The sequence below is a fragment of the Streptomyces sp. NPDC101227 genome, assembly GCF_044767545.1.
GTDB lineage: Bacteria > Actinomycetota > Actinomycetes > Streptomycetales > Streptomycetaceae > Streptomyces.
This window is the reverse complement of sequence record NZ_JBIWOD010000006.1, coordinates 19,951-43,527: the sequence shown is the minus strand read 5'-3', so window position 1 is coordinate 43,527 and position 23,577 is coordinate 19,951. Positions and strand designations below refer to the sequence as shown.

Annotated in this window: 26 protein-coding genes; 15 read left to right on the top strand and 11 right to left on the bottom strand. The window is 71.5% G+C overall.

From position 1 onward, the window contains the following. Nucleotides 1-12 precede the first annotated feature (12 nt). The 8 genes from ACIRPT_RS15270 to ACIRPT_RS15235 form a co-directional block, all read right to left on the bottom strand. Nucleotides 13-1,437 carry a sensor histidine kinase gene (locus tag ACIRPT_RS15270; protein ID WP_403827174.1) on the bottom strand — a complete coding sequence of 475 codons (1,425 nt, stop codon included), beginning with the start codon at nucleotides 1,435-1,437 and terminating at the stop codon, nucleotides 13-15. Beyond that, nucleotides 1,434-2,171, bottom strand: coding sequence for a response regulator transcription factor (locus ACIRPT_RS15265; protein ID WP_403511048.1), 738 nt, complete (start codon nucleotides 2,169-2,171; stop codon nucleotides 1,434-1,436). The genes ACIRPT_RS15270 and ACIRPT_RS15265 overlap by 4 nt, the downstream gene beginning before the upstream one ends. 136 nt (nucleotides 2,172-2,307) lie before the next feature. Continuing rightward, nucleotides 2,308-3,381, bottom strand: a complete 1,074-nt coding sequence (locus tag ACIRPT_RS15260; protein WP_403827172.1) for a S1C family serine protease — start codon at nucleotides 3,379-3,381, stop codon at nucleotides 2,308-2,310. 152 nt (nucleotides 3,382-3,533) lie between these two features. Beyond that, a complete protein-coding gene (locus ACIRPT_RS15255; RefSeq protein WP_403827170.1) occupies nucleotides 3,534-4,559 on the bottom strand; it encodes a LacI family DNA-binding transcriptional regulator in 1,026 nt (341 codons plus the stop codon). A gap of 24 nt (nucleotides 4,560-4,583) precedes the next feature. After that, on the bottom strand, nucleotides 4,584-5,408 hold the full coding sequence (locus tag ACIRPT_RS15250) for a response regulator transcription factor (RefSeq protein ID WP_403827168.1): 825 nt from the start codon (nucleotides 5,406-5,408) through the stop codon (nucleotides 4,584-4,586). 797 nt (nucleotides 5,409-6,205) lie between these two features. Then, nucleotides 6,206-6,634 carry a DUF6924 domain-containing protein gene (locus ACIRPT_RS15245; protein WP_403827166.1) on the bottom strand — a complete coding sequence of 143 codons (429 nt, stop codon included), beginning with the start codon at nucleotides 6,632-6,634 and terminating at the stop codon, nucleotides 6,206-6,208. A 53-nt stretch (nucleotides 6,635-6,687) separates the two neighbouring features. After that, nucleotides 6,688-8,589 carry an ABC transporter ATP-binding protein gene (locus ACIRPT_RS15240; RefSeq protein ID WP_403827908.1) on the bottom strand — a complete coding sequence of 634 codons (1,902 nt, stop codon included), beginning with the start codon at nucleotides 8,587-8,589 and terminating at the stop codon, nucleotides 6,688-6,690. A gap of 131 nt (nucleotides 8,590-8,720) precedes the next feature. Further along, on the bottom strand, nucleotides 8,721-10,454 hold the full coding sequence (locus ACIRPT_RS15235) for an ABC transporter ATP-binding protein (protein ID WP_403827164.1): 1,734 nt from the start codon (nucleotides 10,452-10,454) through the stop codon (nucleotides 8,721-8,723). Between the two features lie 168 nt (nucleotides 10,455-10,622). On the opposite strand from ACIRPT_RS15235, the gene ACIRPT_RS15230 reads away from it, so the two are divergent. From ACIRPT_RS15230 to ACIRPT_RS15200, 7 genes are all read left to right on the top strand, one after another. Continuing rightward, nucleotides 10,623-10,868, top strand: coding sequence for a MoaD/ThiS family protein (locus ACIRPT_RS15230; protein WP_403511378.1), 246 nt, complete (start codon nucleotides 10,623-10,625; stop codon nucleotides 10,866-10,868). Between the two features lie 10 nt (nucleotides 10,869-10,878). Further along, nucleotides 10,879-11,958: a hypothetical protein gene (locus tag ACIRPT_RS15225; RefSeq protein ID WP_403827162.1), complete on the top strand. Its 1,080-nt coding sequence runs from the start codon at nucleotides 10,879-10,881 to the stop codon at nucleotides 11,956-11,958. Nucleotides 11,959-12,144: 186 nt separating this feature from the next. Then, a complete protein-coding gene (locus ACIRPT_RS15220; RefSeq protein WP_403827160.1) occupies nucleotides 12,145-12,843 on the top strand; it encodes a DUF2993 domain-containing protein in 699 nt (232 codons plus the stop codon). Between the two features lie 217 nt (nucleotides 12,844-13,060). Next, the gene (locus ACIRPT_RS15215; protein WP_393538362.1) at nucleotides 13,061-13,168 is read left to right on the top strand and encodes a putative leader peptide; all 108 of its coding nucleotides are present in this window, start codon (nucleotides 13,061-13,063) and stop codon (nucleotides 13,166-13,168) included. A gap of 184 nt (nucleotides 13,169-13,352) precedes the next feature. Beyond that, nucleotides 13,353-14,198 carry a sulfurtransferase gene (locus ACIRPT_RS15210; protein WP_403511025.1) on the top strand — a complete coding sequence of 282 codons (846 nt, stop codon included), beginning with the start codon at nucleotides 13,353-13,355 and terminating at the stop codon, nucleotides 14,196-14,198. A 40-nt stretch (nucleotides 14,199-14,238) separates the two neighbouring features. Then, complete coding sequence (locus ACIRPT_RS15205; protein ID WP_030660503.1) at nucleotides 14,239-14,526, top strand: DUF1416 domain-containing protein; 288 nt, start codon at nucleotides 14,239-14,241, stop codon at nucleotides 14,524-14,526. Between the two features lie 146 nt (nucleotides 14,527-14,672). Continuing rightward, entirely contained in the window at nucleotides 14,673-14,963 is a 291-nt protein-coding gene (locus ACIRPT_RS15200) for a DUF3099 domain-containing protein (RefSeq protein ID WP_403511023.1), read from the top strand. Between the two features lie 42 nt (nucleotides 14,964-15,005). Here ACIRPT_RS15200 and ACIRPT_RS15195 read toward each other — a convergent pair whose 3' ends face one another. After that, nucleotides 15,006-15,371, bottom strand: a complete 366-nt coding sequence (locus ACIRPT_RS15195; RefSeq protein ID WP_403511020.1) for a DsrE family protein — start codon at nucleotides 15,369-15,371, stop codon at nucleotides 15,006-15,008. Between the two features lie 258 nt (nucleotides 15,372-15,629). On the opposite strand from ACIRPT_RS15195, the gene ACIRPT_RS15190 reads away from it, so the two are divergent. The 3 genes from ACIRPT_RS15190 (at nucleotide 15,630) to ACIRPT_RS15180 (ending at nucleotide 17,757) form a co-directional block, all read left to right on the top strand. Continuing rightward, on the top strand, nucleotides 15,630-16,217 hold the full coding sequence (locus ACIRPT_RS15190; protein ID WP_403511017.1) for an FABP family protein: 588 nt from the start codon (nucleotides 15,630-15,632) through the stop codon (nucleotides 16,215-16,217). Nucleotides 16,218-16,318: 101 nt separating this feature from the next. Further along, on the top strand, nucleotides 16,319-16,756 hold the full coding sequence (locus ACIRPT_RS15185) for a Fur family transcriptional regulator (RefSeq protein ID WP_403827158.1): 438 nt from the start codon (nucleotides 16,319-16,321) through the stop codon (nucleotides 16,754-16,756). 20 nt (nucleotides 16,757-16,776) lie between these two features. Next, nucleotides 16,777-17,757 carry a YgfZ/GcvT domain-containing protein gene (locus ACIRPT_RS15180; RefSeq protein ID WP_403827156.1) on the top strand — a complete coding sequence of 327 codons (981 nt, stop codon included), beginning with the start codon at nucleotides 16,777-16,779 and terminating at the stop codon, nucleotides 17,755-17,757. Nucleotides 17,758-17,855: 98 nt separating this feature from the next. Here ACIRPT_RS15180 and dtd read toward each other — a convergent pair whose 3' ends face one another. After that, nucleotides 17,856-18,281 (bottom strand): D-aminoacyl-tRNA deacylase, encoded by a 426-nt coding sequence (gene dtd / locus ACIRPT_RS15175; protein WP_403511010.1) that lies wholly within the window; start codon nucleotides 18,279-18,281, stop codon nucleotides 17,856-17,858. A gap of 367 nt (nucleotides 18,282-18,648) precedes the next feature. On the opposite strand from dtd, the gene ACIRPT_RS15170 reads away from it, so the two are divergent. The 5 genes from ACIRPT_RS15170 to ACIRPT_RS15150 all read left to right on the top strand — a co-directional run bounded on the left by ACIRPT_RS15170 (nucleotide 18,649) and on the right by ACIRPT_RS15150 (nucleotide 22,935). Continuing rightward, nucleotides 18,649-19,194, top strand: coding sequence for an ABC transporter substrate-binding protein (locus ACIRPT_RS15170; protein WP_403827154.1), 546 nt, complete (start codon nucleotides 18,649-18,651; stop codon nucleotides 19,192-19,194). A gap of 54 nt (nucleotides 19,195-19,248) precedes the next feature. Beyond that, the gene (locus ACIRPT_RS15165) at nucleotides 19,249-20,268 is read left to right on the top strand and encodes an asparaginase (RefSeq protein ID WP_403827151.1); all 1,020 of its coding nucleotides are present in this window, start codon (nucleotides 19,249-19,251) and stop codon (nucleotides 20,266-20,268) included. 124 nt (nucleotides 20,269-20,392) lie between these two features. Then, complete coding sequence (locus ACIRPT_RS15160; RefSeq protein ID WP_403827149.1) at nucleotides 20,393-21,634, top strand: GNAT family N-acetyltransferase; 1,242 nt, start codon at nucleotides 20,393-20,395, stop codon at nucleotides 21,632-21,634. 178 nt (nucleotides 21,635-21,812) lie between these two features. Then, nucleotides 21,813-22,244 carry an ankyrin repeat domain-containing protein gene (locus ACIRPT_RS15155; RefSeq protein WP_403827147.1) on the top strand — a complete coding sequence of 144 codons (432 nt, stop codon included), beginning with the start codon at nucleotides 21,813-21,815 and terminating at the stop codon, nucleotides 22,242-22,244. 124 nt (nucleotides 22,245-22,368) lie between these two features. Next, nucleotides 22,369-22,935, top strand: a complete 567-nt coding sequence (locus tag ACIRPT_RS15150) for an NADPH-dependent FMN reductase (protein WP_403827145.1) — start codon at nucleotides 22,369-22,371, stop codon at nucleotides 22,933-22,935. Between the two features lie 49 nt (nucleotides 22,936-22,984). Here the strand turns inward: ACIRPT_RS15150 and ACIRPT_RS15145 are convergent, their stop codons facing one another. Continuing rightward, on the bottom strand, nucleotides 22,985-23,566 hold the full coding sequence (locus tag ACIRPT_RS15145) for a TetR/AcrR family transcriptional regulator (RefSeq protein WP_403827143.1): 582 nt from the start codon (nucleotides 23,564-23,566) through the stop codon (nucleotides 22,985-22,987). Nucleotides 23,567-23,577 lie beyond the last annotated feature (11 nt).

Here is a 23,577-nt window from a genome sequence, read left to right as displayed (position 1 = left end):
CCGGGGCTACGGCTACGGCTCCCGCTGCGGCGGCGCCGGAGGCTCCGGCATCTCCGGCGTCTCCGGAGGCGGCGTCGCCGCGCCCGGCAGGGTCAGCACCGCCTCCGTGCCGCCGAGGTCCGCGGACCGCAACCGCACGGCGCCGCCCGCCTGTTCCGCCGTACGGGCCACGATCGACAGGCCCAGCCCGCTGCCGGGCAGGCTGCGTGCGGACGGCGAGCGCCAGAACCGTTCGAAGACATGCGGCAGCTCGTCCTGCGGAATGCCGGGGCCGTGGTCCCGGACGGTCAGCTCGCCGCCCGCCAGCCGGACCTCGACGGAGCCGCCCGTCGGGCTGAACTTCGCGGCGTTGTCGAGGAGGTTGACCACCGCGCGCTCCAGCCCGGCGGGCTCGGCGCGTACGTACCAGGGGTCGAGGTCCGCGGTGATGGTCAGGGACGGGCCGCGCAGCCGGGCGCGGGCCAGCGCCGAGCCGACGATGTCGTGCAGGGCGACCACCTCGACGGCGGCCTGCCCGCGCACCGGGCGGGACAGCTCCTGAAGGTCGCCGATCAGCGCCGCCAGCTCCCCCATCTGCGCCTTCACCGACTCCAGCAGCGCCGCCCTGTCCGCCGCCGGGATCGGCCGACCGGACTGCTCGCTGCGCACCAGGAGGTCGATGTTGGTGCGCAGCGACGTCAGGGGCGTCCGCAGCTCATGGCCGGCGTCGGCGATCAGCTGCTGCTGGAGATCGCGGGAGGCGGCCAGCGCGGAGGTCATGGAGTTGAAGGAGCGGGAGAGGCGGGCGATCTCGTCTTCGCCGTCCACCGGGATGCGGACGGCGAGGTCCTCGGTGCGGGCGATGTGTTCGACGGCGTCGGTGAGCCGGTCGACGGGCTTCAGCCCCGCGCGGGCGACCCACAGGCCGGCGCTGGCGGCGCCGAACACGCCGGCCCCGGCGACGAACAGCAGGATCAGGGCGAGCTGGTTGAGCGGGCGGGTGACCTGGTCCATCGGGGTGGCGATGGAGACGGCGAGCCGGTTGGCGCCGTCGAAGGCGGGCACGTCGAAGACCCGCATCTCGGCGCCGCTCTCGTCCTGGGTGGTGTACAGGGTCTTGCCCAACTGCCCCTGGGCCACCCGCAGATCCGTCCGCTGCGCCGGGATCTTGGCCTTGCCCGGGACGTGGCAGACGTCGCCGGCCGCCGTGATCACCCGGACGGTGTACGTCGTGAAGAAGGGGGGCTGGGGCTGGCCCTGGCAGGACGCGTACAGCTTCGAGATGTTCGCGTCGGCCGCGTTGACCGAGGTGAGGGTGTCGTCCAGCTGCTGGGTGAGCCGGTCCCTGGTGATGAGCCAGCACGCCGCCGCCGAGGCGGCGACCGCCACCGCGACGGCCGTCGCCACCAGCATCGCCAGCCGGGACCGCAGCGGCAGTCTGCCGTACCAGCGCGTCATTCCGTGCCGCCCTCCGACCTCAGGACATAGCCCACGCCGCGCACCGTGTGCACCAGCCGCGGCTCGCCGCCCGCCTCCGTCTTGCGGCGCAGATACATCACATACACATCGAGGGAGTTGGAGGTGGGCTCGAAGTCGAAGCCCCAGACGGCCTTGAGGATCTGCTCGCGGGTCAGGACCTGGCGGGGGTGCGCCAGGAACATCTCCAGCAGCGTGAACTCGGTACGGGTCAGCTCGACCGGCCGGCCGCCGCGGGTCACCTCGCGCGTGGCCAGGTCCATCCGCAGATCGGCGAAGGCCAGCGTCTCGCCCTCCTCCGGCTGCGCACCGGCCGCCGCCGCGTACGAGCTGCGCCGCAGCAGCGCGCGGATCCGGGCCAGCAGCTCGTCCAGCTCGAACGGCTTGACCAGGTAGTCGTCGGCCCCGGCGTCCAGCCCGGTGACGCGGTCGCCGACCGTGTCCCGCGCGGTCAGCATCAGGATCGGTACGGTCACCCCGCTCGCCCGCAGCCGCCGGGCGGCGGTCAGCCCGTCCATCCGGGGCATCAGCACGTCCAGCACGATCAGTTCCGGGTCGTAGGAGGCGACCTTCTCGACGGCGTCCAGACCGTCGACCGCCTGCTCCGTCCCATAGCCTTCAAAGGCGAGCGAGCGTTGCAGCGCCTCGCGGACGGCCGGCTCGTCGTCGACGATCAGGATGCGGGCGGGCTGATCACCGTGCTCGGCGGGGCTCATGTGCGTGGTTACCTCGGGGTGGATGGGGGTACCTCCCGTGCCCTTGAGGCAGGGGGAGGAACGAACGGCTGGTTCTCAGCCTTGCACGGCGGTGGGCCGGGGTGGGGGCACCTCCGTGCCCTTACGGCGTGGGCGGTCAGACGCCGCTGTTGCCGCCCCCGCTCCCGCCGCCCCGCAGCGAGTCGAGATCCGCCTTGACGGTGTTGATCGGGATGGCGAAGCCGAGTCCGACGCTGCCCGCGGTGCTGCTCGACGCCGAACTCGGCGAGTACATCGCGGAGTTGATGCCGATGATCTGGCCCTGCATGTTGATCAGCGCGCCGCCGGAGTTGCCCGGGTTGAGCGAGGCGTCGGTCTGTATGGCCTTGTACGAGGTCTTCGAGGACCCGGTGTCGCCGTTGTACTGGTTGCCGCCGAACTCGAACGGCCAGCCGCCGCGGTCGCCCGGGTCGCCCTGCTGCCCCTGGCCCTCGTCCTTGGGGACGGTCACGTCCCGGTTGAGGGCGGAGACGATGCCGCTGGTCACGGACCCGGTGAGGCCCTCGGGCGAGCCGATCGCCACCACGCCGTCGCCGACCGCGATCTTGTCGGAGTCGCCGAGGGTGGCGTGCGTCAGCCCCTTGGCGCCGTTAACCTTGATCAGCGCGAGGTCCTTGTCGGGGTCGGTCCCGACGACCTTGGCGGTCTTCCTGCTGCCGTCGCTGAAGGTGACCCGGACCGTGCGCGCACCGGCCACCACATGGTTGTTGGTGACGATCTCGCCGTTGCCGGTGAGCACCACACCGGACCCCGTGGACTCCCCGCTCGCGGTCCGGGACTTGATCTCCACTATCGCCGGGCTGACCGCCTTGGCCACCCCGGAGACGCCGCTGCCGCTGGTCTTGCCCGCGTTGACGAGCGGCGTGCCGGCGCTGTCCTGCTGGACGTGCCGGGTGGCGCCGGCCAGCAGCGCCGCGCTGCCGCCGCCGATGAGACCGGAGGCGAGCGCCACCGCCGCGATCAGCGCGATCGGCCGGCGAACCGTGCGCCGCGGCTCATGGGGCGCGGGGCCCGGCATGCCCGGCGTTCCCGGCGTGTACGAGGGCGGCGGCGGAACCGCCTGCCCGTAGCCGTACTGCCCGTGGCCGTTGTGGCCGTGGTCGTCGTCGCCGTATGCGTACGGCCGGTCCTGTGGCATCTCATCGCCGCTTCGGCGGTAGCTGTCGGTCATGGCTTTGACTGTGCTGTGCATCCATGAGAACCGTCTGAGAGCGCCCTGAGAGACCCGACAGAAGTCGGTATGCCCGGTATAAGGACGGCCTCCGGGAGGGGCCGACACTGCTGCGATACGGCCGCGTTGTGTCCGCGATCCCGCGGCGGCCGTCAGCCCCCGCAGCCGCAGGACCGGCGGACCACCAGCCGCGACGGGAACTGCCGCAGCCGCTCCCGGCGCGACCCGACCACCCGCAGCCCGTCATCCAGGACGAGATCCACCGCGGCCCGCGCCATCGCCTGGCGGTCCGAGGCCACGGTCGTCAGCGGCGGGTCGGTCAGCCCCGCTTCCTTCACATCGTCGAAGCCCGCGACCGCCAGCTCGCCCGGCACATCGATCCGCAGCTCACGGGCGGCCCGCAGCACCCCGATCGCCTGGTCGTCGGTCGCGCACATGATGGCCGGCGGCCGGTCCGGCCCCGCCAGCAGCTCCAGCGCGACCTGGTAGGCGTCATAGCGGTTGTACGGCGCCAGGAAATAGCGGCCCTCCGGCGTCTTGCCGGACTCCAGCATGGCCCGCCGCCAGCCCTCGACGTGGTCGGTGACGGGGTCGCCGGACTTCGGGGTCTCCTCCGTACCGCCGAGGAAGGCGACGTAAGGGTGGCCGTGCTCCAGCAGATGCCGGGTGGCCAGCTGGGCGCCCCAGACGTCGTCCGTCATCACGGCGACGTCGTCGATGGCGTCCGGACGTCGGTGCAGCAGCACCACCCGGGCGTCCCAGGCGTCGATCTCGGCGGCGGCGTGCTCGCTGGGGCCCTGGCTGATCAGGATCAGCCCGGCCACCCGCATCCCGAGGAACGCCCGCAGATAGTGGGCCTCGCGCTCGTCCTCGTAGTTGGCGTTGCCGACCAGCACCATCTTTCCGCGCTCGGACGCGGCCCGCTCCACGGCGTGGGCCATCTCCGCGAAGAACGGCTGCCGGGTGTCCGGCACGATCAGGCCTATGAGGTCGGTACGGCGGGACGCCATCGCCTGCGCGACCCGGTCCGGCCGGTAGCCGAGCTCCTTGATCGCGGCGAGTACCCGCTCGCGCGTGGCCGGGGCGACCGGCCTTGGTCCGTTGTTGATGACGTAACTGACAACGGCGGTGGACGTACCCGCCAGTCTTGCCACATCATCCCGCGTCACCTTGGCCACGCGCGGCAGTCTACGCGGGTGGTCCTACCTGGAGGCAGGGCGTCCGGCGGCGGATTCCGCGCGGGCCCCGACGGCCTTCCCGGAGCCGTCACCGTCGCGCGACGCCCCCCGCTCGTCCGTCGCCGCCTTCGCGGCCTCCGCCTTGGCCTTCGTCTGGCTGTCCGCCGGCCGTTCGGCCTTCTCCGGCGTCACGAAGCGGTAGCCGACGTTACGGACCGTACCGATCAGTGACTCGTGCTCGGGGCCGAGCTTGGCGCGCAGCCGCCTGACGTGCACATCGACCGTCCGCGTACCGCCGAAGTAGTCATAGCCCCACACCTCCTGGAGGAGCTGGGCGCGGGTGAAGACCCGGCCCGGGTGCTGCGCCAGATACTTCAGCAGCTCGAACTCCTTGAAGGTCAGATCCAGTATCCGGCCCTTCAGCTTCGCGCTGTACGTCGCCTCGTCCACCGAGAGATCACCGTTGCGGATCTCGGTGGGGACGTCGTCGGTGGTGATCTGCTGGCGGCCCATCGCCAGCCGCAGCCGCGCCTCCACCTCGGCGGGCCCCGCCGTGTCCAGCAGTACGTCGTCGATGCCCCAGTCGGCGGTGACGGCGGCCAGGCCGCCCTCCGTCACCACGAGCACCAGGGGACAGCCCGGTCCGGTGGACCGCAGCAGCTGGCACAGGGAGCGGACATGCGGAAGGTCACGACGGCCGTCGATCAGTATGACGTCGGCCCCTGGGGTGTCGATCAGGGCCGGGCCCTCGGCGGGGGCCACCCGCACGCTGTGCAGCAGCAGGCCCAGCGCCGGGAGCACCTCCGTCGACGGCTGGAGTGCGTTGGTCAGCAGCAGAAGCGAACTCACTTCCGACCACCTACCCGGTTTTCGGCGTGATTCATCCTGTGCGGCTGCTCACGGTTCTGCTCGCTTCGTTTGCCCATGACGTCTGGTTCCTCCTCGGTCCCTGCGACGAAGGCACCACCCGGCCGGAGCCGGGGGCAGTCTGCGGCACTGCTTCGTACGGGTGCTCTCCCGACGACGCTTCACGGACACCTTCCGCCTGCCCGCTTCGCATGTGTGAAAGCACAAAAGGACCCGGGGGCTACGCTGCCCGGATCCTTCTTGCCCAGCAGAATAGCTCAACTGGCTTCCGGACCCTCGGCCGATTTTGCACGTTCTTGTGTTCCGTCGATCACTTCGAGTGGTCATCGGACGCCATCGTTGACGCAAGGCGGCACCCGGCCCGAGGCCCCGGACACCCCGCTCACGGCCCGGATCGGGCGGAATTCGGGGGTTTCCCCCGCCCCCTCCTCCGCCACCGCGATCGCCCTCGCACGCGACTCCGACGGGCGCCCCGCATCTCCCCCGCGCCACGCCGTACCGCGCCGATTTTCCCAGCATGCGGACATGATCACGCTCACCCCGCGGGGCCCGGCCACGCCACCGTCGGCAACCGCGAGCCGCCGGATCAGGCGCCTCCCCGATCCGCCGGGCCCGCGCCCCGAGCCGTCGGCGGGCCCGCGCCGCCGGCTTCTCCACGGGCGGCTCGCTCGACCCCCGGCACGCGGCCCCTTGCGGCCCCTTGCGGCCAGGGGGAGCACGAGGGGCGCACGGGTGCGTACTCCGAAAGCGTGGTGGCGGTGGGCGCCCGGGGCGGCCGCTCAGAAGCCGCGGAATATCCCGTCCGCGTCCGCGGCGTCGGCCCACTCCCAGAAATCCATGTTGCCGATGGAGAGGTTGGCGTCGAACGAGACGAGCTCGCCGGCGACGATGCGGAAGGTCTGCCCGCGCCGCTCCTCGTCGTCATCGAGATCGACGGCGATCACCGGATGCTCGTCGGAGGTCATGGCCAGACGGTCCGCGACAAAGCAGTAGTACGCGCCCCCGGCCGGCGCCAGCGCCACCAGCCGCTCGGGCGTGACGTGCTCATAGGCGCGGTCGTCGACGTACTGCACATCCGCCTCGAGGGGCTCGCCCTCCACCAGGGGCGGCGTCTCCACCGCCCTCCGGAGCGCCGCCCAGGCGGCCGGGTCGTCAAAGTACGTGCGGATCATCAACGGGGCGTCGGCGCCGGGCAGTTGCTTGTCCATACCCGAACGGTAGGGCCGCCCACTGACAACGCCGCCGCCCCGCCGGCAGCCGGCTACTCCGGCTCCGCCACCGCCTCCGCGAACTGCGCCGCGTACAGCCGGGCGTAAGCGCCCCCGGCCGCCAGCAGCTCATCGTGCGTGCCCTGTTCGACAATGGCGCCGGATTCCATGACGAGGATCAGGTCCGCGTCGCGGATCGTGGACAGCCGGTGCGCGATGACGAAGCTGGTGCGGCCGGTGCGGAGCTGCGCCATGGCGTGCTGGATGAGGACCTCGGTACGGGTGTCGACCGAGCTGGTGGCCTCGTCCAGCACGAGGATGGCGGGTTCGGCGAGGAAGGCGCGGGCGATGGTGATGAGCTGCTTCTCGCCGACCGAGACATTGCTGCCCTCTTCGTCGATGACGGTGTCGTAGCCCTCGGGGAGGGTGCGGACGAAGCGGTCGACGTGGGTGGCCTTCGCGGCCTCGATGACCTTGTCGAGGGAAGTCCCCGCGGGGGCGCCGTAGGCGATGTTGTCGGCGATCGTGCCGCCGAAGAGCCAGGTGTCCTGGAGGACCATGCCGATGTGGGCGCGCAGTTCCTCGCGGGACATGGCCGCGATATCGACGCCGTCCAGGGTGATGCGGCCGCCGCGGACCTCGTAGAACCGCATCAGGAGGTTGACCAGGGTGGTCTTGCCGGCGCCCGTCGGGCCGACGATGGCGACGGTCTGGCCGGGGTGGACGCTCAGGGAGAGGCCGTCGATGAGGGGCTTCGCCTCCTCGTAGCGGAAGGAGACGTCCTCGAAGGCGACCCGGCCGGTGATGTGGTCGGGGCGGGCCGGGCTCTCGGCATCCGGGTCCTGCTCCTCGGCGTCGAGGAGTTCGAAGACCCGCTCGGCGGAGGCGACGCCGGACTGGACGAGGTTGGCCATCGAGGCGACCTGGGTGAGCGGCTGGCTGAACTGGCGCGAGTACTGGATGAAGGCCTGGACGTCGCCGATGGACAGGGCGCCGGAGGCGACCCGGAGTCCACCCACGACCGCCACCAGGACGTAGTTCAGGTTGCCGATGAACATCATCGCGGGCTGGATGATCCCGGATATGAACTGGGCCTTGAACCCGGCGGCGTAGAGCGCGTCGTTCTGCTCGCGGAAGAGCTCCGCGGACTCCCGCTGGCGGCCGAAGACCTTGACCAGGGAGTGCCCGGTGTACATCTCCTCGATGTGTGCGTTGAGCTTGCCGGTGGTCTTCCACTGCTGGACGAACTGCGGCTGGGCGCGCTTGCCGACCTTGGTGGCCACCACGACCGAGAGCGGGACGGTGAGCAGCGCGACCAGCGCCAGCAGGGGCGAGATCCAGAACATCATGGCGAGGACGCCGAGGATGGTCAGCAGCGACGTCACTATCTGGCTGAGGGTCTGCTGCAGCGTCTGCTGGATGTTGTCGATGTCGTTCGTCGCCCGGGAGAGCACCTCGCCGCGCTGCTGCTTGTCGAAGTAGCTCAGCGGCAGCCGGGCCAGCTTCTCCTCGACCTGCTCGCGCATCCGGAACACGGTCCGCTGGACGACGCGGGTGGCGATCCGCGCCTGGACGAAGCCGAAGACGGAGCCGCCGGCGTAGATCAGCGTGGTCCACAGGAGGACGACGCCCACCGCGCCGAAGTCGATGCCGTGGCCGGGGACGACCGGCATGGCGGGGAGCATGTCGGCGAGCCCGCCCTGGCCGTGGGCGCGCAGCTGCGCCGCGGCCTGGGCCTTGGATATTCCCTCCGGCAGCCCGCGGCCGACGATGCCGGCCATGATCAGGTCGGTGGCGTGGCCGAGGACCTTGGGCGCCGTCACGGTCAGCGCCACGCTCAGCACGCCGAGCAGCAGACCGGCGGTGATGACGGCGCGCTCGGGCCGCATCTGGCCGAGCAGCCGTTTGCCGGAGCCCTTGAAGTCCATCGACTTCTCGGTGGGCTGTCCGCCCATCATCCGGCCGGGACCGGCCATCGGGGCGGGCCCGCGCCGGGGCGCCGCCTTGGCCTCGGGGCCGGTGGCGGGAGCGGCGTCGACCGCTCGGGTGGAACCGGTGTCCGTACCGGGCTTCCTGTCCGCGGTGGTCACGCCGCCTCCTGCTCGGTGAGCTGGGAGAGGACGATCTCCCGGTACGTGTCGTTGCCGGCCATCAGCTCGGTATGCGTGCCCGTGCCGACGACCCTGCCCTCGTCGAGGACGACGATCCGGTCGGCGCCGCGGATGGTCGACACCCGCTGCGCGACGATCACCACCGTCGCCCGGTCCGTCTCGCGGGAGAGCGCGGCCCGCAGCGCCGCGTCGGTGGCGTAGTCGAGGGCGGAGAAGGAGTCGTCGAAGAGGTAGATCTCGGGCTTGCGGACCAGCGCCCGCGCGATCGCGAGGCGCTGCCGCTGGCCGCCGGAGACATTGGAGCCGCCCTGGGCGATGGCGGCGTCCAGGCCGCCGTCCATCCGCTCGACGAACTCGCGCGCCTGGGCGGTTTCGAGGGCGTGCCACAGCTCCTCGTCGGTGGCCCTCGGATTGCCGTAACGGAGGTTCGTGGCGACCGTGCCGGAGAAGAGATACGGCTTCTGCGGGACCAGGCCGATGGCCGTCGCCAGCGTCTCCTCGTCGAGGGTGCGGACGTCCTCGCCGTCCACCAGGACCGTGCCGCCGGTGGCGTCGAAGAGCCGCGGTACGAGCCCGAGGAGGGTCGACTTGCCGGAGCCGGTCGAGCCGATGACGGCGGTGGTCTCGCCGGGGCGGGCGGTCAGCGAGATGTCCTTGAGGACCGGCTCCTCGGCGCCCGGGAAGCGGAACTCGACACCGCGCAGTTCCAGCTCGCCGTGGCGGCGCAGCTCGGTGACGGGGTGGTGCGGCGGGACGACGCTGGTGTCCGTGCCGAGCACCTCCTGGATGCGCTCGGCGCAGACCTCGGCGCGCGGCAGCATCATCACCATGAACGTCGCCATCATGATCGACATCAGGATGTACATGAGGTAGCTGAGGAACGCCGTCAGCGCGCCGATCTGCATCTCGCCGCTGTCGATACGCAGCCCGCCGAACCAGACGACGGCCACGCTGGAGAGGTTCACGATCAGCATGACCAGCGGGAACATCATCGACATCAGCCGGCCGGCGCGCAGCGAGATGTCGTAGAGGTCGGTGTTGGCGCCGGCGAACCGCTCGCGTTCGTGTTGGTCGCGGACGAAGGCGCGGATGACCCGGATGCCCGTGATCTGCTCGCGCAGCACGCGGTTGACCGTGTCGATACGGGTCTGCACCCCGCGGAAGAGCGGACGCATCCGGCGGACGATCAGTGAGACGAAGATCCCGAGGACCGGGACGATGACCAGGAGGGTGCCCGACAGCGTCACGTCCTGGTTCAGTGCCATGACCACGCCGCCGACGCACATGATCGGCGCCGAGACCATCATCGTGAACGTCATCAGCACCAGCATCTGGACCTGCTGGACGTCATTGGTGGTCCGGGTGATCAGCGAGGGTGCGCCGAACGTGCCCATTTCGCGGGAGGAGAAGGACTGCACCCGGTCGAAGACGGCGGCGCGGATGTCGCGGCCCAGCGCCATGGCCGTACGGGCGCCGAAGTAGACCGCGCCGATGGCGCAGAGGATCTGGAGGACCGTGACGGCGATCATGAAGCCGCCGAGGCTGAGTATGTAGCCCGTATCCCCCTTGACGACACCGTTGTCGATGATGTCGGCGTTGAGGGTGGGGAGATAGAGATTTGCCAGCGTCTGGATCAGCTGGAGCAGCACGATCAGGGATATAGAGCGCCTGTGGGGGCGCAGATGCGCCCGCGCTAGTCGGACCAACACGAACCGAGCCTAAGGGAAAAATTGCCTTCGGCAATCGAATATCCGGGTTCGCGGAAGGCCCTCGCGAGCCATCGCCGGGCCCCGGCCGGGAGCGGGACCGGTCGCCGCGTGCGCCATCATGGTGGCGGCAACGAAGGAGAAGGGGCCGTCGTGACAACAACAGGCACCGTGCGTTACTGGGCGGCGGCCAAGGCCGCGGCCGGTACGGCCGAGGAGCCGTACACGGCGAGCACGCTCGCCGAGGCACTGGACGCGGCGCGCGCCGCGCACGCCGCCAACCCGGAGTTCGCACGCGTCCTCATGCGCTGCTCTTTCCTGGTGAACGGCACCACCGTCGGCTCCCGGGACCACGCGACGGTCGAACTGTCCCAGGGCGGCACCGTCGAGGTCCTGCCCCCGTTCGCCGGAGGGTGAGCACACGATCATGAGCGACAACCAGCCGCAGCAGTACCCCGGGTACCAGCCGCAGGAGCCCTACGGGCCGCCGTACGACCGGCAGCCGGCGCCGCAGCCGTACGACCCGTACGCGCAACAGCAGCCGCAGTACGGGCACGGCCAGGAGCAGTACGGCCAGGACGCCTACGGCCAGGCCCCGTACGGCACGCCGCCGCCCGCGGACCCCGCTGCCTTCCCCTCCCAGCACCACCAGGCCACCCTGGCGCCCCAGGAGCCGGACGCCCGGCAGCACCCGCAGCCGACCCGGCCCGGCACCGCCGCCGGCGCGCCCGCGCCCGCGTCCACCGCGCACCTGGCGCCCAATCAGCGGGCCCGCGCCGAGGGCCGCTCGCCGATCATCGCGCCCGGCATGCAGCCGGCCGTGCTGACCGCCGTACTCGCCGCGCTGCTCGCGCTGACCGCGCCGCTGCCCCGTCCGGTGCTCGCCGTGCCGGTCGTGCTGCTCCAGGCGGTCACGGCGGCCGGCTGGTTCCGGCTGAACGGCATGTGGCCCGCCCGCCAGGGCATCGCGCTCGCCTTCCTGGCCGGACTCACCACCGATGTCGCGCTGCTGGCCACCGACCGCGCGGACGCGCCCGTGGTCGCCATCGGCACGCTCGGCGTGTGGTGCATGTTCGTTCTCGTCCTCCAGCTGCGCAATCGCAGCAGCGCCGACGAGCGGATGTACGCGCTGACCGCGGGCCTCACCTCGACCGCGCTGGCGGTGCTCGCCTCCGGCCACCTGGCCGCCGCCCCGCACGCGGTCTCGGTCGGCGCCGCGGCGGTCGCCGTGGCGACGCTCGCCCGCGCGCTGCCGCTGCCCTCGTTCGTCTCGGGGGCCATCGCCCTGGTGGCGGCGGCGGGCGCCGGGATCGGGGCCGGGCAGCTGACCGGCTTCGGGACGTCCGGCGCCCTGCTCGGCCTGGCGGCCGGCGGCTGCGCCCTCATCGGCCTGCGGGTGGCCAGCTACGACTACCCGTCGCGCTTCGTGCACATGACGGCCGGGGTGGCGCTGCCGCTGGCGCTCGCCGCGCCCGCCGTCTACGTCCTGGGCCGCGCCCTGGGCTGACCGGCCGCCACCGGGAGAACCACGAGATCATCCGGGAGAACCGGGAGAGATCGCACCTCCCGGTGGCCGCGGGGCGCGCTCGCCGGGCGTCCTCGTTTAGGCTCCCGGTGCGCAGGCAGGGGGCCTGTGCCGTTTGCACCGAAGACACGGCCGGGCGACCGGCCCTTGTGTGGGGGTAGTGGTTCGATGCGTGCACTACGAGTGCTGCTGGTCATCGTCGTCATACTCGGCGCGCTGTTCGTGGTCGGCGACCGCCTCGCGGTGAATTACGCCGAGGACATGGCGGCGGACAAGATCCGCAGCAGTCAGGGGCTGGAGAAGACCCCCGAGGTCTCGATCAAGGGCTTCCCGTTCCTGACCCAGGTCCTCGGCCGCAGCCTGGACGAGGTGGACGCGGAGCTCGGCGGCGTGTCGGCCAGCGCCGACGGGCACACCCTGCGCGTGGACAAGCTGAGCGCCCAGTTCCACGACGTGACGCTGGGCAGCGACTACACCTCCATCCAGAGCGCCGCCTCGGCCACCGGCCAGGCGCACATCTCTTACGCGGACCTGACCAAGGCGGCCGGCGGCGACGTCAAGATCAGCTACGCCGGTGAGAAGAACGGCCGCAGCCAGGTCAAGATCTCGCCGAACATCCCGGTGCTCAACAGCCTCGAGGTGACCGGTTCCCTCACCGTCTCCGGCAACACCGTCAAGCTGCGCGCCGACGAGATCCCCGCGATGTGCCGGGCCATCCCGAGCTGCCAGTCGAGCGTGCGCTCGCAGACGGACCACGAGTGGACGCTGTCGCAGCTGCCCGGCAATCTGAAGCTGGACAAGGTGGCGACGAAGGCGGACGGCATCTCCCTCACCGCCTCCGGCACGGACGTCAAGCTTCCCAGCTGACCGGCCGGGCTCCCGCGGCGGACCGCCCCACCGGCCCGCCGCGTCCACACCCTGAGACGGCGCCGTCCGCACCCCAGACCCCCCACCGGCACACCGGACACCGCGGACCCGCCCGCACCCCCGCCCCGCACCCTCGTATCCCACATTGCGGACAATCACGTCTCAGTATTTGAGGCACCGGTGACATGCCCGGTCGTCCGTCCCTACGATCGGTGCCATGCAGAGCGCATTGAGCGGTCTCCGTCCACGGAGACAAGCGGTACTGACGAAGCGGCGGGCAGTCGACCTGTGCCGCGTCGCCGCCATGCTCTGTCGCCCTGCCTGACGGGCACTCCGCTCCCCGTCTTCACCCGGCCCGCCCCTCGGGCCGTCCCTGCATGTCCCCCGCGCAGCGCCGCGCGGCACCCCTCGTACAGACCCCCCGTCTGGCGTGGCGCCGCAGCGCACACCTGGCGCACCCGCGTGCAAACCTGCCACTGCCCCCCGCAACTGCCCCGGAGGAGAAGAACATGAGCCGTAGCGACGTCCTCGTAGACGCCGACTGGGTCGAGGCCCACCTCGAGGACCCGAAGGTCGTGATCGTCGAGGTTGACGAGGACACCTCGGCCTACGACAAGAACCACATCAAGAACGCGGTCCGCATCGACTGGAAGAAGGACCTCCAGGACCCGGTGCGCCGCGACTTCGTCGACCAGGCGGGCTTCGAGCAGCTGCTGTCGGCCAAGGGCATCGCCAACGACGACACCGTCGTGCTCTACGGCGGCAACAACAACTGGTTCGCCTCCTACGCCTACTGGTACTTCAAGCTCTACGGCCACGGCAGCGTCAAGCTGCTCGACGGCGGCCGCAAGAAGTGGGAGCTGGACTCGCGCGACCTGGTCGACGGTTCCGAGGTCCCCGCCCGCCCGGCCACCGAGTACAAGGCCAAGGCCCAGGACACCTCCATCCGCGCCTTCCGTGACGACGTCGTCGCCGCGATCGACAACCTCAACCTCGTCGACGTGCGCTCCCCCGACGAGTTCAGCGGCAAGCTGCTCGCGCCCGCTCACCTCCCCCAGGAGCAGTCGCAGCGCCCCGGCCACGTTCCCAGCGCCCGCAACATCCCGTGGTCGAAGAACGCCAACGACGACGGCACCTTCAAGTCGGACGACGAGCTCAAGGCCCTCTACGAGGAGGAGACCGTCGACCTGGCGAAGGACACCATCGCCTACTGCCGCATCGGTGAGCGCTCCGCGCTGACCTGGTTCGTGCTGCACGAGCTGCTCGGCCAGAGCAACGTCAAGAACTACGACGGCTCGTGGACCGAGTACGGCTCGCTGGTCGGCGTGCCGATCGAGCTCGGCGCCAACAAGTAACCCTCAGAGCTTCTCCCTTACCCCTCAAGGAAGTACCCCCATGTGTGGAGCACAGGCAGGCGGCCCCGACGCCTCGACCATCAAGCCCGGTGAGACGACCATCCAGGGCAGCGTGACCCGCGACGGCCAGCCCGTCACCGGCTACGTCCGTCTCCTCGACAGCACCGGCGAGTTCACCGCCGAGGTCCCCACCTCGGCGACCGGACAGTTCCGCTTCTACGCGGCCGAGGGCACCTGGACGCTGCGTGCGCTCGTTCCGGGCGGCACCGCCGACCGCACCGTCGTCGCCCAGAAGGGCGGCCTGGCGGAGGTCGCCATCGCCGTCTGACACACGGCACTCTCCCCCAGCTGACGCTGGGAGGGCCCCCATGCCGGAGGGCCGCACCCCAGGGGTTTGGACGCCTTTGCCGGGGTGCGGCCCTCCGCGCTGCCACCGGGCTTCTCTCCCGTCACCGGCGGATTTACCGTGGACTTATGTCCGCGCACCGTCGGCTGTCAGCACCACAGCGCCGTCATCGCAGGTACTTCCTCCTGATGGGCGTGTGCCTGGTGCTGTTCGTGCTGGCGTGGAGCGTGGTGCGGCTGTGGTCCGTGCCGGTCGCGGTGGCGATGTGCGTGGTCGCCATGGTCATCCCGCCCGTCGCGGCGATCGTCGGCAACCGCCGGGAGCCCGGCGAACGCTGGTGGGACGAGTCCGGCGACCCGGAGTCCGACCGCTGGTGGCGCGAGCTGGACGACCGGGACGACCAGCAGCACCCGCAGTAGGCCGCCGCCTCCGTGGACCGGACGGGCTCCCGTACGCCGGGCTCAGTACACCAGCGCCTGCACGCCCTCCGGCATGATCTCGCTGACGAAGACCTGCGCGCCGGCGAGCCCCGCGCGGTCGATCAGGTCCTTCTGCTCGATGCCGCGCCGGGCCGCGCACTGGGTGGACACCGTGATCGCCCCGCCGCCCGCCAGGATCTTGTCGATCAGCTCCGGCAGCGGCGCCGCATGGGCCAGCTCGAACTCGGCGGCCCGGCCCGGCAGTGCGAACCACGCCGATTCCCCGGTCAGCCACAGCGACACCTCGACGCCGCCGGCCACCGCCACCGCCGCCACCGTGAACGCCTGTGAGCACCGTTCGGGCGCGTCCGCACCCGCCGTCACCTTGATCACGAGCTTTTTCGCCATATGCCCAGCGTAGGCCGGGGCGGCGGACCTCACAGCGCCGCCGACACCGGCGCCGACTAGACTCACAGGCGGTCCGTTACACCACACTCCGCCCAAGGAGCGCGCTCGTGCTTGAGGCAGTCTTCACCACCCTGCTCGTTCTGGTCGCCGTCGGCGTCATCGCTTTCGCCGGCCTGACCTGGAAGAAGCTGTACCAGGGCCAGCGCTGACGGTCCCGCCGAGCAAACCCTCCCCTCTCTATAGATCGCCTGAGCTCTCATGATCGAGATCCCGTCCGACCTGAACCCGGCCCTGGTGCCGCTCGCCTTCCTCCTCGGCACCTGGGAGGGCGCGGGCGTGTCCGACTTCCCGGGCGCCGAAAAGTGCAACTTCGGGCAGGAGGTCACCTTCAGCCACGACGGCCGTGACTTCCTCGAATACACCTCGCACAGCTGGGTGCTCGACGGCGAGGGCAAGAAGGTCCGCCCGCTGGAGACCGAGAGCGGCTACTGGCGCATCGACGCCGACCGCAAGGTCGAGATCGTGATGGTCCGCGACCAGGGCGTGGCGGAGGTCTGGTACGGCGAGCTGGCCGACCAGAAGCCGCAGATCGACCTGGCCACCGACGCCGTCGCCCGCACCGCCGCGTCCGGCCCGTACAGCGGCGGCAAGCGCCTCTACGGCTACGTCAACGGCGACCTGATGTGGGTCGGCGAGAAGACCACCCCCGAGGTGCCGCTGCGGCCCTACATGTCGGCGCACCTGAAGAAGGTCGGCGATCTGAAGGCATGGGCGGAGAGCCTTCCCGACGACATGCCGGACGGCGTCTCCTTCTTCCGCCCGGACGGCACGCCCTACGAGGGCTGACCGGCACCTGGCACCACCCGGCGGTCGCGGCACCCGGCCCGCGGCCGCGGGGCAGGCAGGAATTCTTCGCCCTCGCGGGGAGAACACTTCATACTGGGCGTGTGGTGACGACCGACTGGCAGAGCGACCTCCGCAGGCGCGGGTACCGCCTGACCCCACAGCGCCAGCTCGTCCTGGAGGCCGTGGACAGGCTGGAGCACGCCACCCCCGACGACATCCTCACCGAGGTGCGCAAGACGGCGGGCGGCGTGAACATCTCCACGGTCTACCGGACCCTGGAGCTGCTGGAAGAACTCGGCCTGGTCAGCCATGCGCACCTCGGGCACGGCTCGCCGACGTACCACCTGGCCGACCGCCATCACCACATCCACCTGGTGTGCCGGGACTGCACGGACGTCATCGAGGCGGACCTTTCGGTCGCCGACCTCCTCACGACCCAACTGCGGGGTCAGTTCGGCTTCGAGACCGATATGAAGCACTTCGCGATCTTCGGGCGGTGTGCGGCATGCACGGAGAAGGCCGCTCGGAAGCAGGATTAGCCGCGCCGTAGGCTGGATGCATGCTGCGACATTCACCCGCCAGCCCGCTGCTGTCGCTTCCCGGCGCCGTTGCCGCCGAGGCTCCCGACGAAGGCGTCGCGGCGCACTACGGCGATCTCTTCCGCGAGCAACGCGCCCTCGCCGACGGCTCCGGCTTCGTGGACCTCTCCCACCGCGGCGTGGTCACGGTCACCGGCGCCGAGCGGCTGAGCTGGCTGCATCTGCTGCTCACCCAGCACGTCAGCGATCTGCCGCCCGGCCAGGCCACCGAGGCGCTGATCCTCTCCGCGCACGGCCACATCGAGCACGCCCTGTACCTCGTCGACGACGGCGAGACCACCTGGCTGCACACCGAGCCCGGTAATCAGGAGGCGCTGATCGCCTACCTGGAGAGCATGAAGTTCTTCTACCGGGTCGAGGTCGCCGACCGCACCGCGGAGATCGCCGTGGTCCATGTACCGGCCGGCTCCATCGCCGAGGCCCCCAAGGGCGCCGCCGTACGCGAGACCCCGCACGGCCGCGACTTCTTCCTGCCCCGCGCCGAGCTGGAGTCCTTCGCGGCGGACCACGGACCGGCCATCGGCATCCTCGCCCTCGAAGCCCTGCGCGTCGAGGCGCACCGGCCGCGCCTGGGCCTGGAGACCGACCACCGCACCATCCCGCACGAGTTGGGCTGGATCGGCACCGCCGTACACCTCCAAAAGGGCTGCTACCGCGGCCAGGAGACGGTCGCCCGGGTCCACAACCTGGGCAAGCCGCCGCGCCGGCTGGTCTTCCTCCACCTGGACGGCAGCGAGGTCCATCTCCCGCCGCACGGCGCCCCCGTGCGCCTGGCCTCGGAGGGCGAGGAGGGCCGCCAGCTCGGCTTCGTCACCACCTCGGCCCGCCACCACGAGCTCGGCCCGATCGCGCTCGCCCTGATCAAGCGGAACGTCCCGGTGGACGCGGAGCTGATGGCCGGGGGGACGGCGGCGGCACAGGAGGTCGTGGTCGAGCCGTAGGGCCTGACCGGCGGATCATGGTCGGGCCGGGCCTCGCCACGTAGGGCGGCGGGGCCCGGCTGGGTCCTAGGGCCCGGCCATGACCCATCGGACAGGCCCTAAACCTCCACCAGCACCGTGAACGGCCCGTCGTTCGTCAGGGCCACCTTCATGTCCGCGCCGAAGCGGCCGGTCTCCACCCGGGCGCCCAGGGCGCGGAGTTGGGCGACGACCTCGTCGACGAGGGGCTCGGCGACCGGGCCGGGGGCGGCGGCGTTCCAGGTGGGGCGGCGACCCTTGCGGGCGTCACCGTAGAGAGTGAACTGGCTGATCACCAGGAGCGGCGCGCCGTTGTCCGAACAGGACTTCTCGTCCTGGAGGATCCGGACCGACCACAGCTTGCGGGCGAGCTGCGCCGCCTTCTCGCGGGTGTCCTCGTGCGTGACTCCCACCAGCACGCAGAGCCCTTCCCCGACGATCTCCCCGACCGTTTCGCCCGCCACCTCGACGCGTGCGCCGTTCACCCTCTGTACCACTGCTCGCATACGCGCCATCATGCCCCGAGCGTCTCGCCCTTCGGACGGCCGTACCCCCACAGGGGCCGTTCGGGTGCCCTCGCCCTGCACACGGACCGCCCAGAGTGGCACGATGCGTGCACGTGGTGCGTTTCACGGACAACATGCCCTGGATGCCGCACCGGACAAGGGGACGGAACGACTCATGACCACTGCCGGCTCCGGGCAGACACCCGGTCCCGTACCAGCCGCCCGTACGACACCGACCGCGCCCGCGCCGTCGGCCGCCCGTATGAGACCGACCGCCCCAGAGATGCCCACCGCTCTGACGCCGCCCAACGCCCTGACGACCACGGCAACGGCTCGTATCGAGCCCGCCCGTACCGAGGATGGCCCCATGCCCCAGGCAGGCCAGGCGCAGCACCCCCGCCCGCCGCAGCAGCGAGACCGCTTCCGCCCCGTCGCCACGCCCGACCTGTCCGGTCTGGGCCTGCCCGAGCTGCGCGTGGTGCGGCGGGACTCGCAGCAGGAAGAGGCCGATCTGAGCTATCTGCGGCGGCTGCTCCAGGGCCGGATCGACATCCTGCGGGCCGAGATCGCCCACCGGACCGCGCCGCATTCGCCGCTGCTGGACCGCCTCCCGGAGATCCTCACGGACGTCCCGTCGCGGCACCGCTCCTCGGCCCGGCATGTGACGCTGGGCACGCCGCACAGCGAGGAGTACCGCCTGCTGGCCGAGGAGATGCTCGGCGAGGTGGAGCTGTCCGATCTGGGCGCCCGGACGGACGAGGAGCTGCATGCGGCGATGGCGCGGCTGATCCGTCACGAGCGGGGGATCTCGCTGCGCCGTCAGTCGCTGCAGCGGATGGCCGATGATTGCAGCGGCGAGATTGCCCGCAGGTACCGTGAAGGTGAAGCACAAGTCGACGACCTGCTGTCCTGACCAGGCCACAAGCCCTCGGGGTGCGGGTCCATCTCATCCTCCGGAAGGCAGCCGATGACCTCGCCCCGCCCGATATCCGACCCGGTATCCACACCGGTAGCAGCACCGGTATCTGCGCAGTCCCCGGAAGCCCCCACCTCCCCCGTCCTCGCCGAGGTCGTCCGCTCCGGCTTCGTCGAGGGCCGCCACCGCGGTTCCCTGGTGGTGCTGGCCGCCGACGGCAGCGTGGAGTGGTCGCTCGGCGATATCGCCGCCCCCGTCTTCCCCCGCTCGTCCAACAAGCCGATGCAGGCCGCGGCCGTGCTGCGGGCCGGTCTGGACCTGGCGGGCGAGCGGCTGGCGCTGGCCGCCGCGAGCCACTCCGGCGAGCCCTTCCACCTCGATCTCGTCCGCACCATGCTCACCGAGCACGGCCTGACCGCCGGGCAGCTGCAGACGCCGCCCGACCTGCCGCTGGACCCGGCGGAGGCGGAGGCCTATCTGGCCGCGGGCAACGTCCGCGAGCCGCTCGCCATGAACTGCTCCGGCAAGCACACCGCGATGCTGGCCGCCAGCGCCCTCAACGGCTGGCCGCTCGACTCCTACCTGGACCAGGACCACCCGCTCCAGCAGCTGATCCTGGCGGGCGTCCGGGAGGCCGGCGGCGAGGACGTCGCGCACATCGGCACGGACGGCTGCGGCGCGCCCCTGATGTCCCTGTCGCTGACCGGTCTGGCCCGCGCCTTCCGCCACTTCGTCCTGGCCGATCCCGGCACCCCGGAGCGTCGGGTCGCGGATGCCATGCGCGCCCACCCCGAGTACGTCGCCGGTACCCGCCGCCCCGACACGTGGCTGATGCGGGCCCTGCCCGGCACGCTGTCCAAGATGGGCGCCGAGGCCGTCCAGGCGCTGGCCCTGCCCGACGGCCGGGCCCTGGCCTTCAAGATCGACGATGGCGCGGCCCGCACCCTGGGCCCCGTGCTGGCGCGCGTCCTGCGCCAGATGGGCATCGACGACCCCGTACTGGCGCAGATCGACGACGTACCGCTGCTGGGCGGCGGGGCGCGCGTGGGGGAGATCCGGGCGGCGTTCTGACGGGCGGGGAGCGCTGCGGTCCTCATGTCGTCGACGGTACGGCGGGGGTCTGACAGCGGCGGGTGCGGCAGAGAATCCGGAAAAGCGTGCGACGCGCCCGCCCGCCCGTGGCTAGCGTGCGGGCATGAGCCCAGAGATCCGCACGATCGGCGACGATGACCTCCGCGACTGGATCACGGCCCTGGCGACGGGGTTTCTGCGCCCGGCGGAGGCGTCCGACGAGGACATCGCGTTCCGGAAGGCGGATTACGACCCCGAGCGGACCTGGGGCGCGTACGACGGCGGACGCTGCGTCGCCACCTTCCGCAGCTTCGCGCAGGAGCTGACGGTGGTCGGCGGGGCGGTCGTCCCCGCCGACGCCGTCTCCGCCGTGACGGTCCTGCCCACCCACCGCCGCCGCGGCCTGCTGAGCCGGATCATGGCGAACGACCTGCGGGCCGCCAAGGAGCGCGGCGACGTCGTCGCGAGCCTGATCGCCGCCGAGTACCCGATCTACGGGCGGTTCGGTTTTGGGCCGGCGTCCTGGACCACCAGCTGGCGCATCGATACGGCCCGCGCCGCGCTCGACCCGCGGCACGCCGCCCCGGAGAGCGGCGGCCGGATCGGCTTGGCCACCCCGGAGGAGGTCCGCGAGTTCGGGCCCGGCCTCCATGACCGCTTCCGCGTCCAGGTGCCCGGCGCGGTCTCCCGTAATCACTGGTGGTGGCAGCGGGACACCGGGGCCGTGCGGCTGACCGGCGACACCGCGGGGGAGCGGCACCACGCCGTCTACCGCTCCCCCACCGGTGAGATCGAGGGCCTGGCCAGTTACTCCTACGAGGCGCGCTGGGAGGCCAAGCGGCCGGAGAACACCGCGCATGTGCACCGTCTGATCGCGACCTCGCCCGCCGCCGAGCGGGCCCTGTGGCAGTACCTGTGCTCCATCGACTGGGTGCGGCACGTCACCACGGGCTGCCGCGCGCCCGACGATCTGCTGCCGGACTTCCTGGGCGACCCACGGGCGGCGGCCGTCGACGAGCACTCCGACTACCTGTGGCTGCGGCCGCTGGACGTTCCCCGCCTCCTGGAGGCCCGTACGTACCCGGTGGCCGCCACCCTCGTCCTGGAGGTCGAGGACCGCGCCGGGCTGGCCGGCGGCCGCTTCCTCCTGGACGCGAGCCCGGCGGGGACCAGCTGCACGCCGACCACCCGCTCCGCCGAACTCACCTTGGACGTGGGCGAGTTGGGCGCGCTCTGCCTGGGTGACGCGGCGGCCGGCCGGCTGGCGGCGCTGGGCCGGATCCAAGAGGAGCGGCCGGGCGCGCTCGCCACCGCCGACGCGCTGCTGCGCACGGCGCGCCGACCGTGGTGCCCGGACCTTTTCTGACCGGGCGATCCGGCCCGGTCAGACGACGTCGCGCGCTCCCCGCGAAACGGCGGCCGTGGGCGCTGCCCCGCGCGTCCCGGCCTGCATAGGGTGGCGAGGACAGACGACAGCGCACGAGTGCCCCGGAGCACCTCCCGTGCACCGGAGCACCACCCACCACAACAGGAGGCCGGCGACCATGAGCGACGCGAATTCCCAGCCGCAGGGGCCCGAGGCGATCGAGCACGCGCACGACCCTGAGGTGCTGCAGCTCGCGGCCAAGGTGTTCGACCTGGCGCGGCACGGTGACACCGACACCGTCGCCGCATATGTGGACGCGGGCGTGCCCGCCAACCTGACGAACGACAAGGGCGACTCCCTGGTGATGCTCGCCGCCTACCACGGTCACGCGGCGACCGTGGAGGCCCTGTTGCAGCGCGGCGGCGACGCCAACCGCCCCAACGACCGCGGTCAGACGCCGCTGGCCGGGGCGGTTTTCAAGGGCGAGGACGAGGTCATCAAGGTCCTCGTCGCACACGGTGCGGACCCGGCGGCGGGTACGCCCTCGGCGATCGACACCGCCCGGATGTTCGAGAAGGCGGAGCTGCTGAAGCTCTTCGGCGAGGGGTGACCCGGCGGCCCGGCAACACGCCTTGACCTCAAGATTACTTGAGGTTCTAGCCTCGGGGTCCTGACGGCAACACCGCCGTGCGCGCGCCTTTCCGGCCGCGCGCTCCCGCCACGAAGGGCCCCGCATGTCCGAGCACCGCCACACCCTCGCCGTGATCGTCGGCAGCACCCGGGAGGGCCGGTTCGCGCCCGTCATCGCGAACTGGTTCACCCGGCACGCCGAGACCCACGCCCATATCGACGTCGACGTCATCGACCTGGACACCATCCGCCCGTACGAGCTCCGCGCCGGCACCGAGGCACACACCTCCTTCGCCAAGCGCATCGACCAGGCGGACGCGTTCGTCGTGATCACCCCGGAGTACAACCACTCCTTCCCGGCCCCGCTCAAGCACGCCATCGACCTGCTGCGTCCCCAGTGGCAGGCCAAGCCGGTGGGCTTCGTCTCGTACGGCGGGATCTCCGGCGGCCTGCGCGCCGTCGAGCAACTGCGGCTGGTCTTCGCCGAGTTGCATGCCACCACGGTGCGCGAAACGGTCAGCTTCCCGATGGCCGGCAACCTCTTCGACGACGCGGGCGAGCCGCGCGACCCCGCCCCGGTGGCGAAGGCCGCCGACGCCCTGCTCCGCCAGCTGACCTGGTGGGCGGTGGCGCTCCGGGAGGCCCGGCTGGCGCGGCCGTACGGCGCATAGCCCGGTCGCCGCCCGGCCGCCCCACCCACTCCGTTACTCGGCTACTCGATCACCCGGCTTCCGGGCCGACCGTCCGGTCGACCAGGGTGGAGATCAGCCCGTCCGTCTCCTCGACCGGCACCACCCCCGGCAGCGTGAGCTGCTCCAGCATCAGCCCGGTCATCGCCAGGTAGATCAGCATCACGGCCGTCCGGTCACCCGGCAGCCCGCCCTCCAGGTGGAAGCGGATGTCCTCATCCAGCGTCTCGCGGATGGCCCGGGTCAGCTCCGCCCGCAGCTCGGGCCGCCGGGTGGCCTCAAGGCGCAGCTCCAGCATCGCCAGATAGCCCGTACGGTTCTCCGTCACCCGGCGGTTGATCCAGCGCATCAGCTCGGCCACCAGCTCCCGGCTCGGCGGCGCCGCCATCACCTCGGCGACCTCGTCCGGGTCGGGGGCGATGCGCTGGTGGATCTGGCCGGTGACCTGGGCCAGCAGATCGTCGCGGCTGGCGAAGTAGTTGGACGCGGTCCCCTTCGGCACTCCCGCGGCCGCGTCAACGGCCCGGAAGGTCAGCCCGCGGGCGCCGTCCTTCGCCAGCACCTCGATCGCGGCGTCCACCAGGGTCGTACGCCGCTCCGGATTACGCACCATTCCGCTGCTCT

What these genes read in the sequence shown, in the direction of transcription:
- ACIRPT_RS15270 (WP_403827174.1), bottom strand. Translation starts at nt 1,437, where the DNA reads ATGACGCGCTGGTACGGCAGACTGCCGCTGCGGTCCCGGCTGGCGATG.
- ACIRPT_RS15265 (WP_403511048.1), bottom strand. Translation starts at nt 2,171, where the DNA reads ATGAGCCCCGCCGAGCACGGTGATCAGCCCGCCCGCATCCTGATCGTC.
- ACIRPT_RS15260 (WP_403827172.1), bottom strand. Translation starts at nt 3,381, where the DNA reads ATGACCGACAGCTACCGCCGAAGCGGCGATGAGATGCCACAGGACCGG.
- ACIRPT_RS15245 (WP_403827166.1), bottom strand. Translation starts at nt 6,634, where the DNA reads ATGGACAAGCAACTGCCCGGCGCCGACGCCCCGTTGATGATCCGCACG.
- ACIRPT_RS15240 (WP_403827908.1), bottom strand. Translation starts at nt 8,589, where the DNA reads ATGGGCGGACAGCCCACCGAGAAGTCGATGGACTTCAAGGGCTCCGGC.
- ACIRPT_RS15225 (WP_403827162.1), top strand. Translation starts at nt 10,879, where the DNA reads ATGAGCGACAACCAGCCGCAGCAGTACCCCGGGTACCAGCCGCAGGAG.
- ACIRPT_RS15220 (WP_403827160.1), top strand. Translation starts at nt 12,145, where the DNA reads ATGCGTGCACTACGAGTGCTGCTGGTCATCGTCGTCATACTCGGCGCG.
- ACIRPT_RS15215 (WP_393538362.1), top strand. Translation starts at nt 13,061, where the DNA reads ATGCAGAGCGCATTGAGCGGTCTCCGTCCACGGAGACAAGCGGTACTG.
- ACIRPT_RS15210 (WP_403511025.1), top strand. Translation starts at nt 13,353, where the DNA reads ATGAGCCGTAGCGACGTCCTCGTAGACGCCGACTGGGTCGAGGCCCAC.
- ACIRPT_RS15205 (WP_030660503.1), top strand. Translation starts at nt 14,239, where the DNA reads ATGTGTGGAGCACAGGCAGGCGGCCCCGACGCCTCGACCATCAAGCCC.
- ACIRPT_RS15200 (WP_403511023.1), top strand. Translation starts at nt 14,673, where the DNA reads ATGTCCGCGCACCGTCGGCTGTCAGCACCACAGCGCCGTCATCGCAGG.
- ACIRPT_RS15195 (WP_403511020.1), bottom strand. Translation starts at nt 15,371, where the DNA reads ATGGCGAAAAAGCTCGTGATCAAGGTGACGGCGGGTGCGGACGCGCCC.
- ACIRPT_RS15190 (WP_403511017.1), top strand. Translation starts at nt 15,630, where the DNA reads ATGATCGAGATCCCGTCCGACCTGAACCCGGCCCTGGTGCCGCTCGCC.
- ACIRPT_RS15180 (WP_403827156.1), top strand. Translation starts at nt 16,777, where the DNA reads ATGCTGCGACATTCACCCGCCAGCCCGCTGCTGTCGCTTCCCGGCGCC.
- dtd (WP_403511010.1), bottom strand. Translation starts at nt 18,281, where the DNA reads ATGCGAGCAGTGGTACAGAGGGTGAACGGCGCACGCGTCGAGGTGGCG.
- ACIRPT_RS15170 (WP_403827154.1), top strand. Translation starts at nt 18,649, where the DNA reads ATGCCCCAGGCAGGCCAGGCGCAGCACCCCCGCCCGCCGCAGCAGCGA.
- ACIRPT_RS15165 (WP_403827151.1), top strand. Translation starts at nt 19,249, where the DNA reads ATGACCTCGCCCCGCCCGATATCCGACCCGGTATCCACACCGGTAGCA.
- ACIRPT_RS15160 (WP_403827149.1), top strand. Translation starts at nt 20,393, where the DNA reads ATGAGCCCAGAGATCCGCACGATCGGCGACGATGACCTCCGCGACTGG.
- ACIRPT_RS15155 (WP_403827147.1), top strand. Translation starts at nt 21,813, where the DNA reads ATGAGCGACGCGAATTCCCAGCCGCAGGGGCCCGAGGCGATCGAGCAC.
- ACIRPT_RS15150 (WP_403827145.1), top strand. Translation starts at nt 22,369, where the DNA reads ATGTCCGAGCACCGCCACACCCTCGCCGTGATCGTCGGCAGCACCCGG.
- ACIRPT_RS15145 (WP_403827143.1), bottom strand. Translation starts at nt 23,566, where the DNA reads ATGGTGCGTAATCCGGAGCGGCGTACGACCCTGGTGGACGCCGCGATC.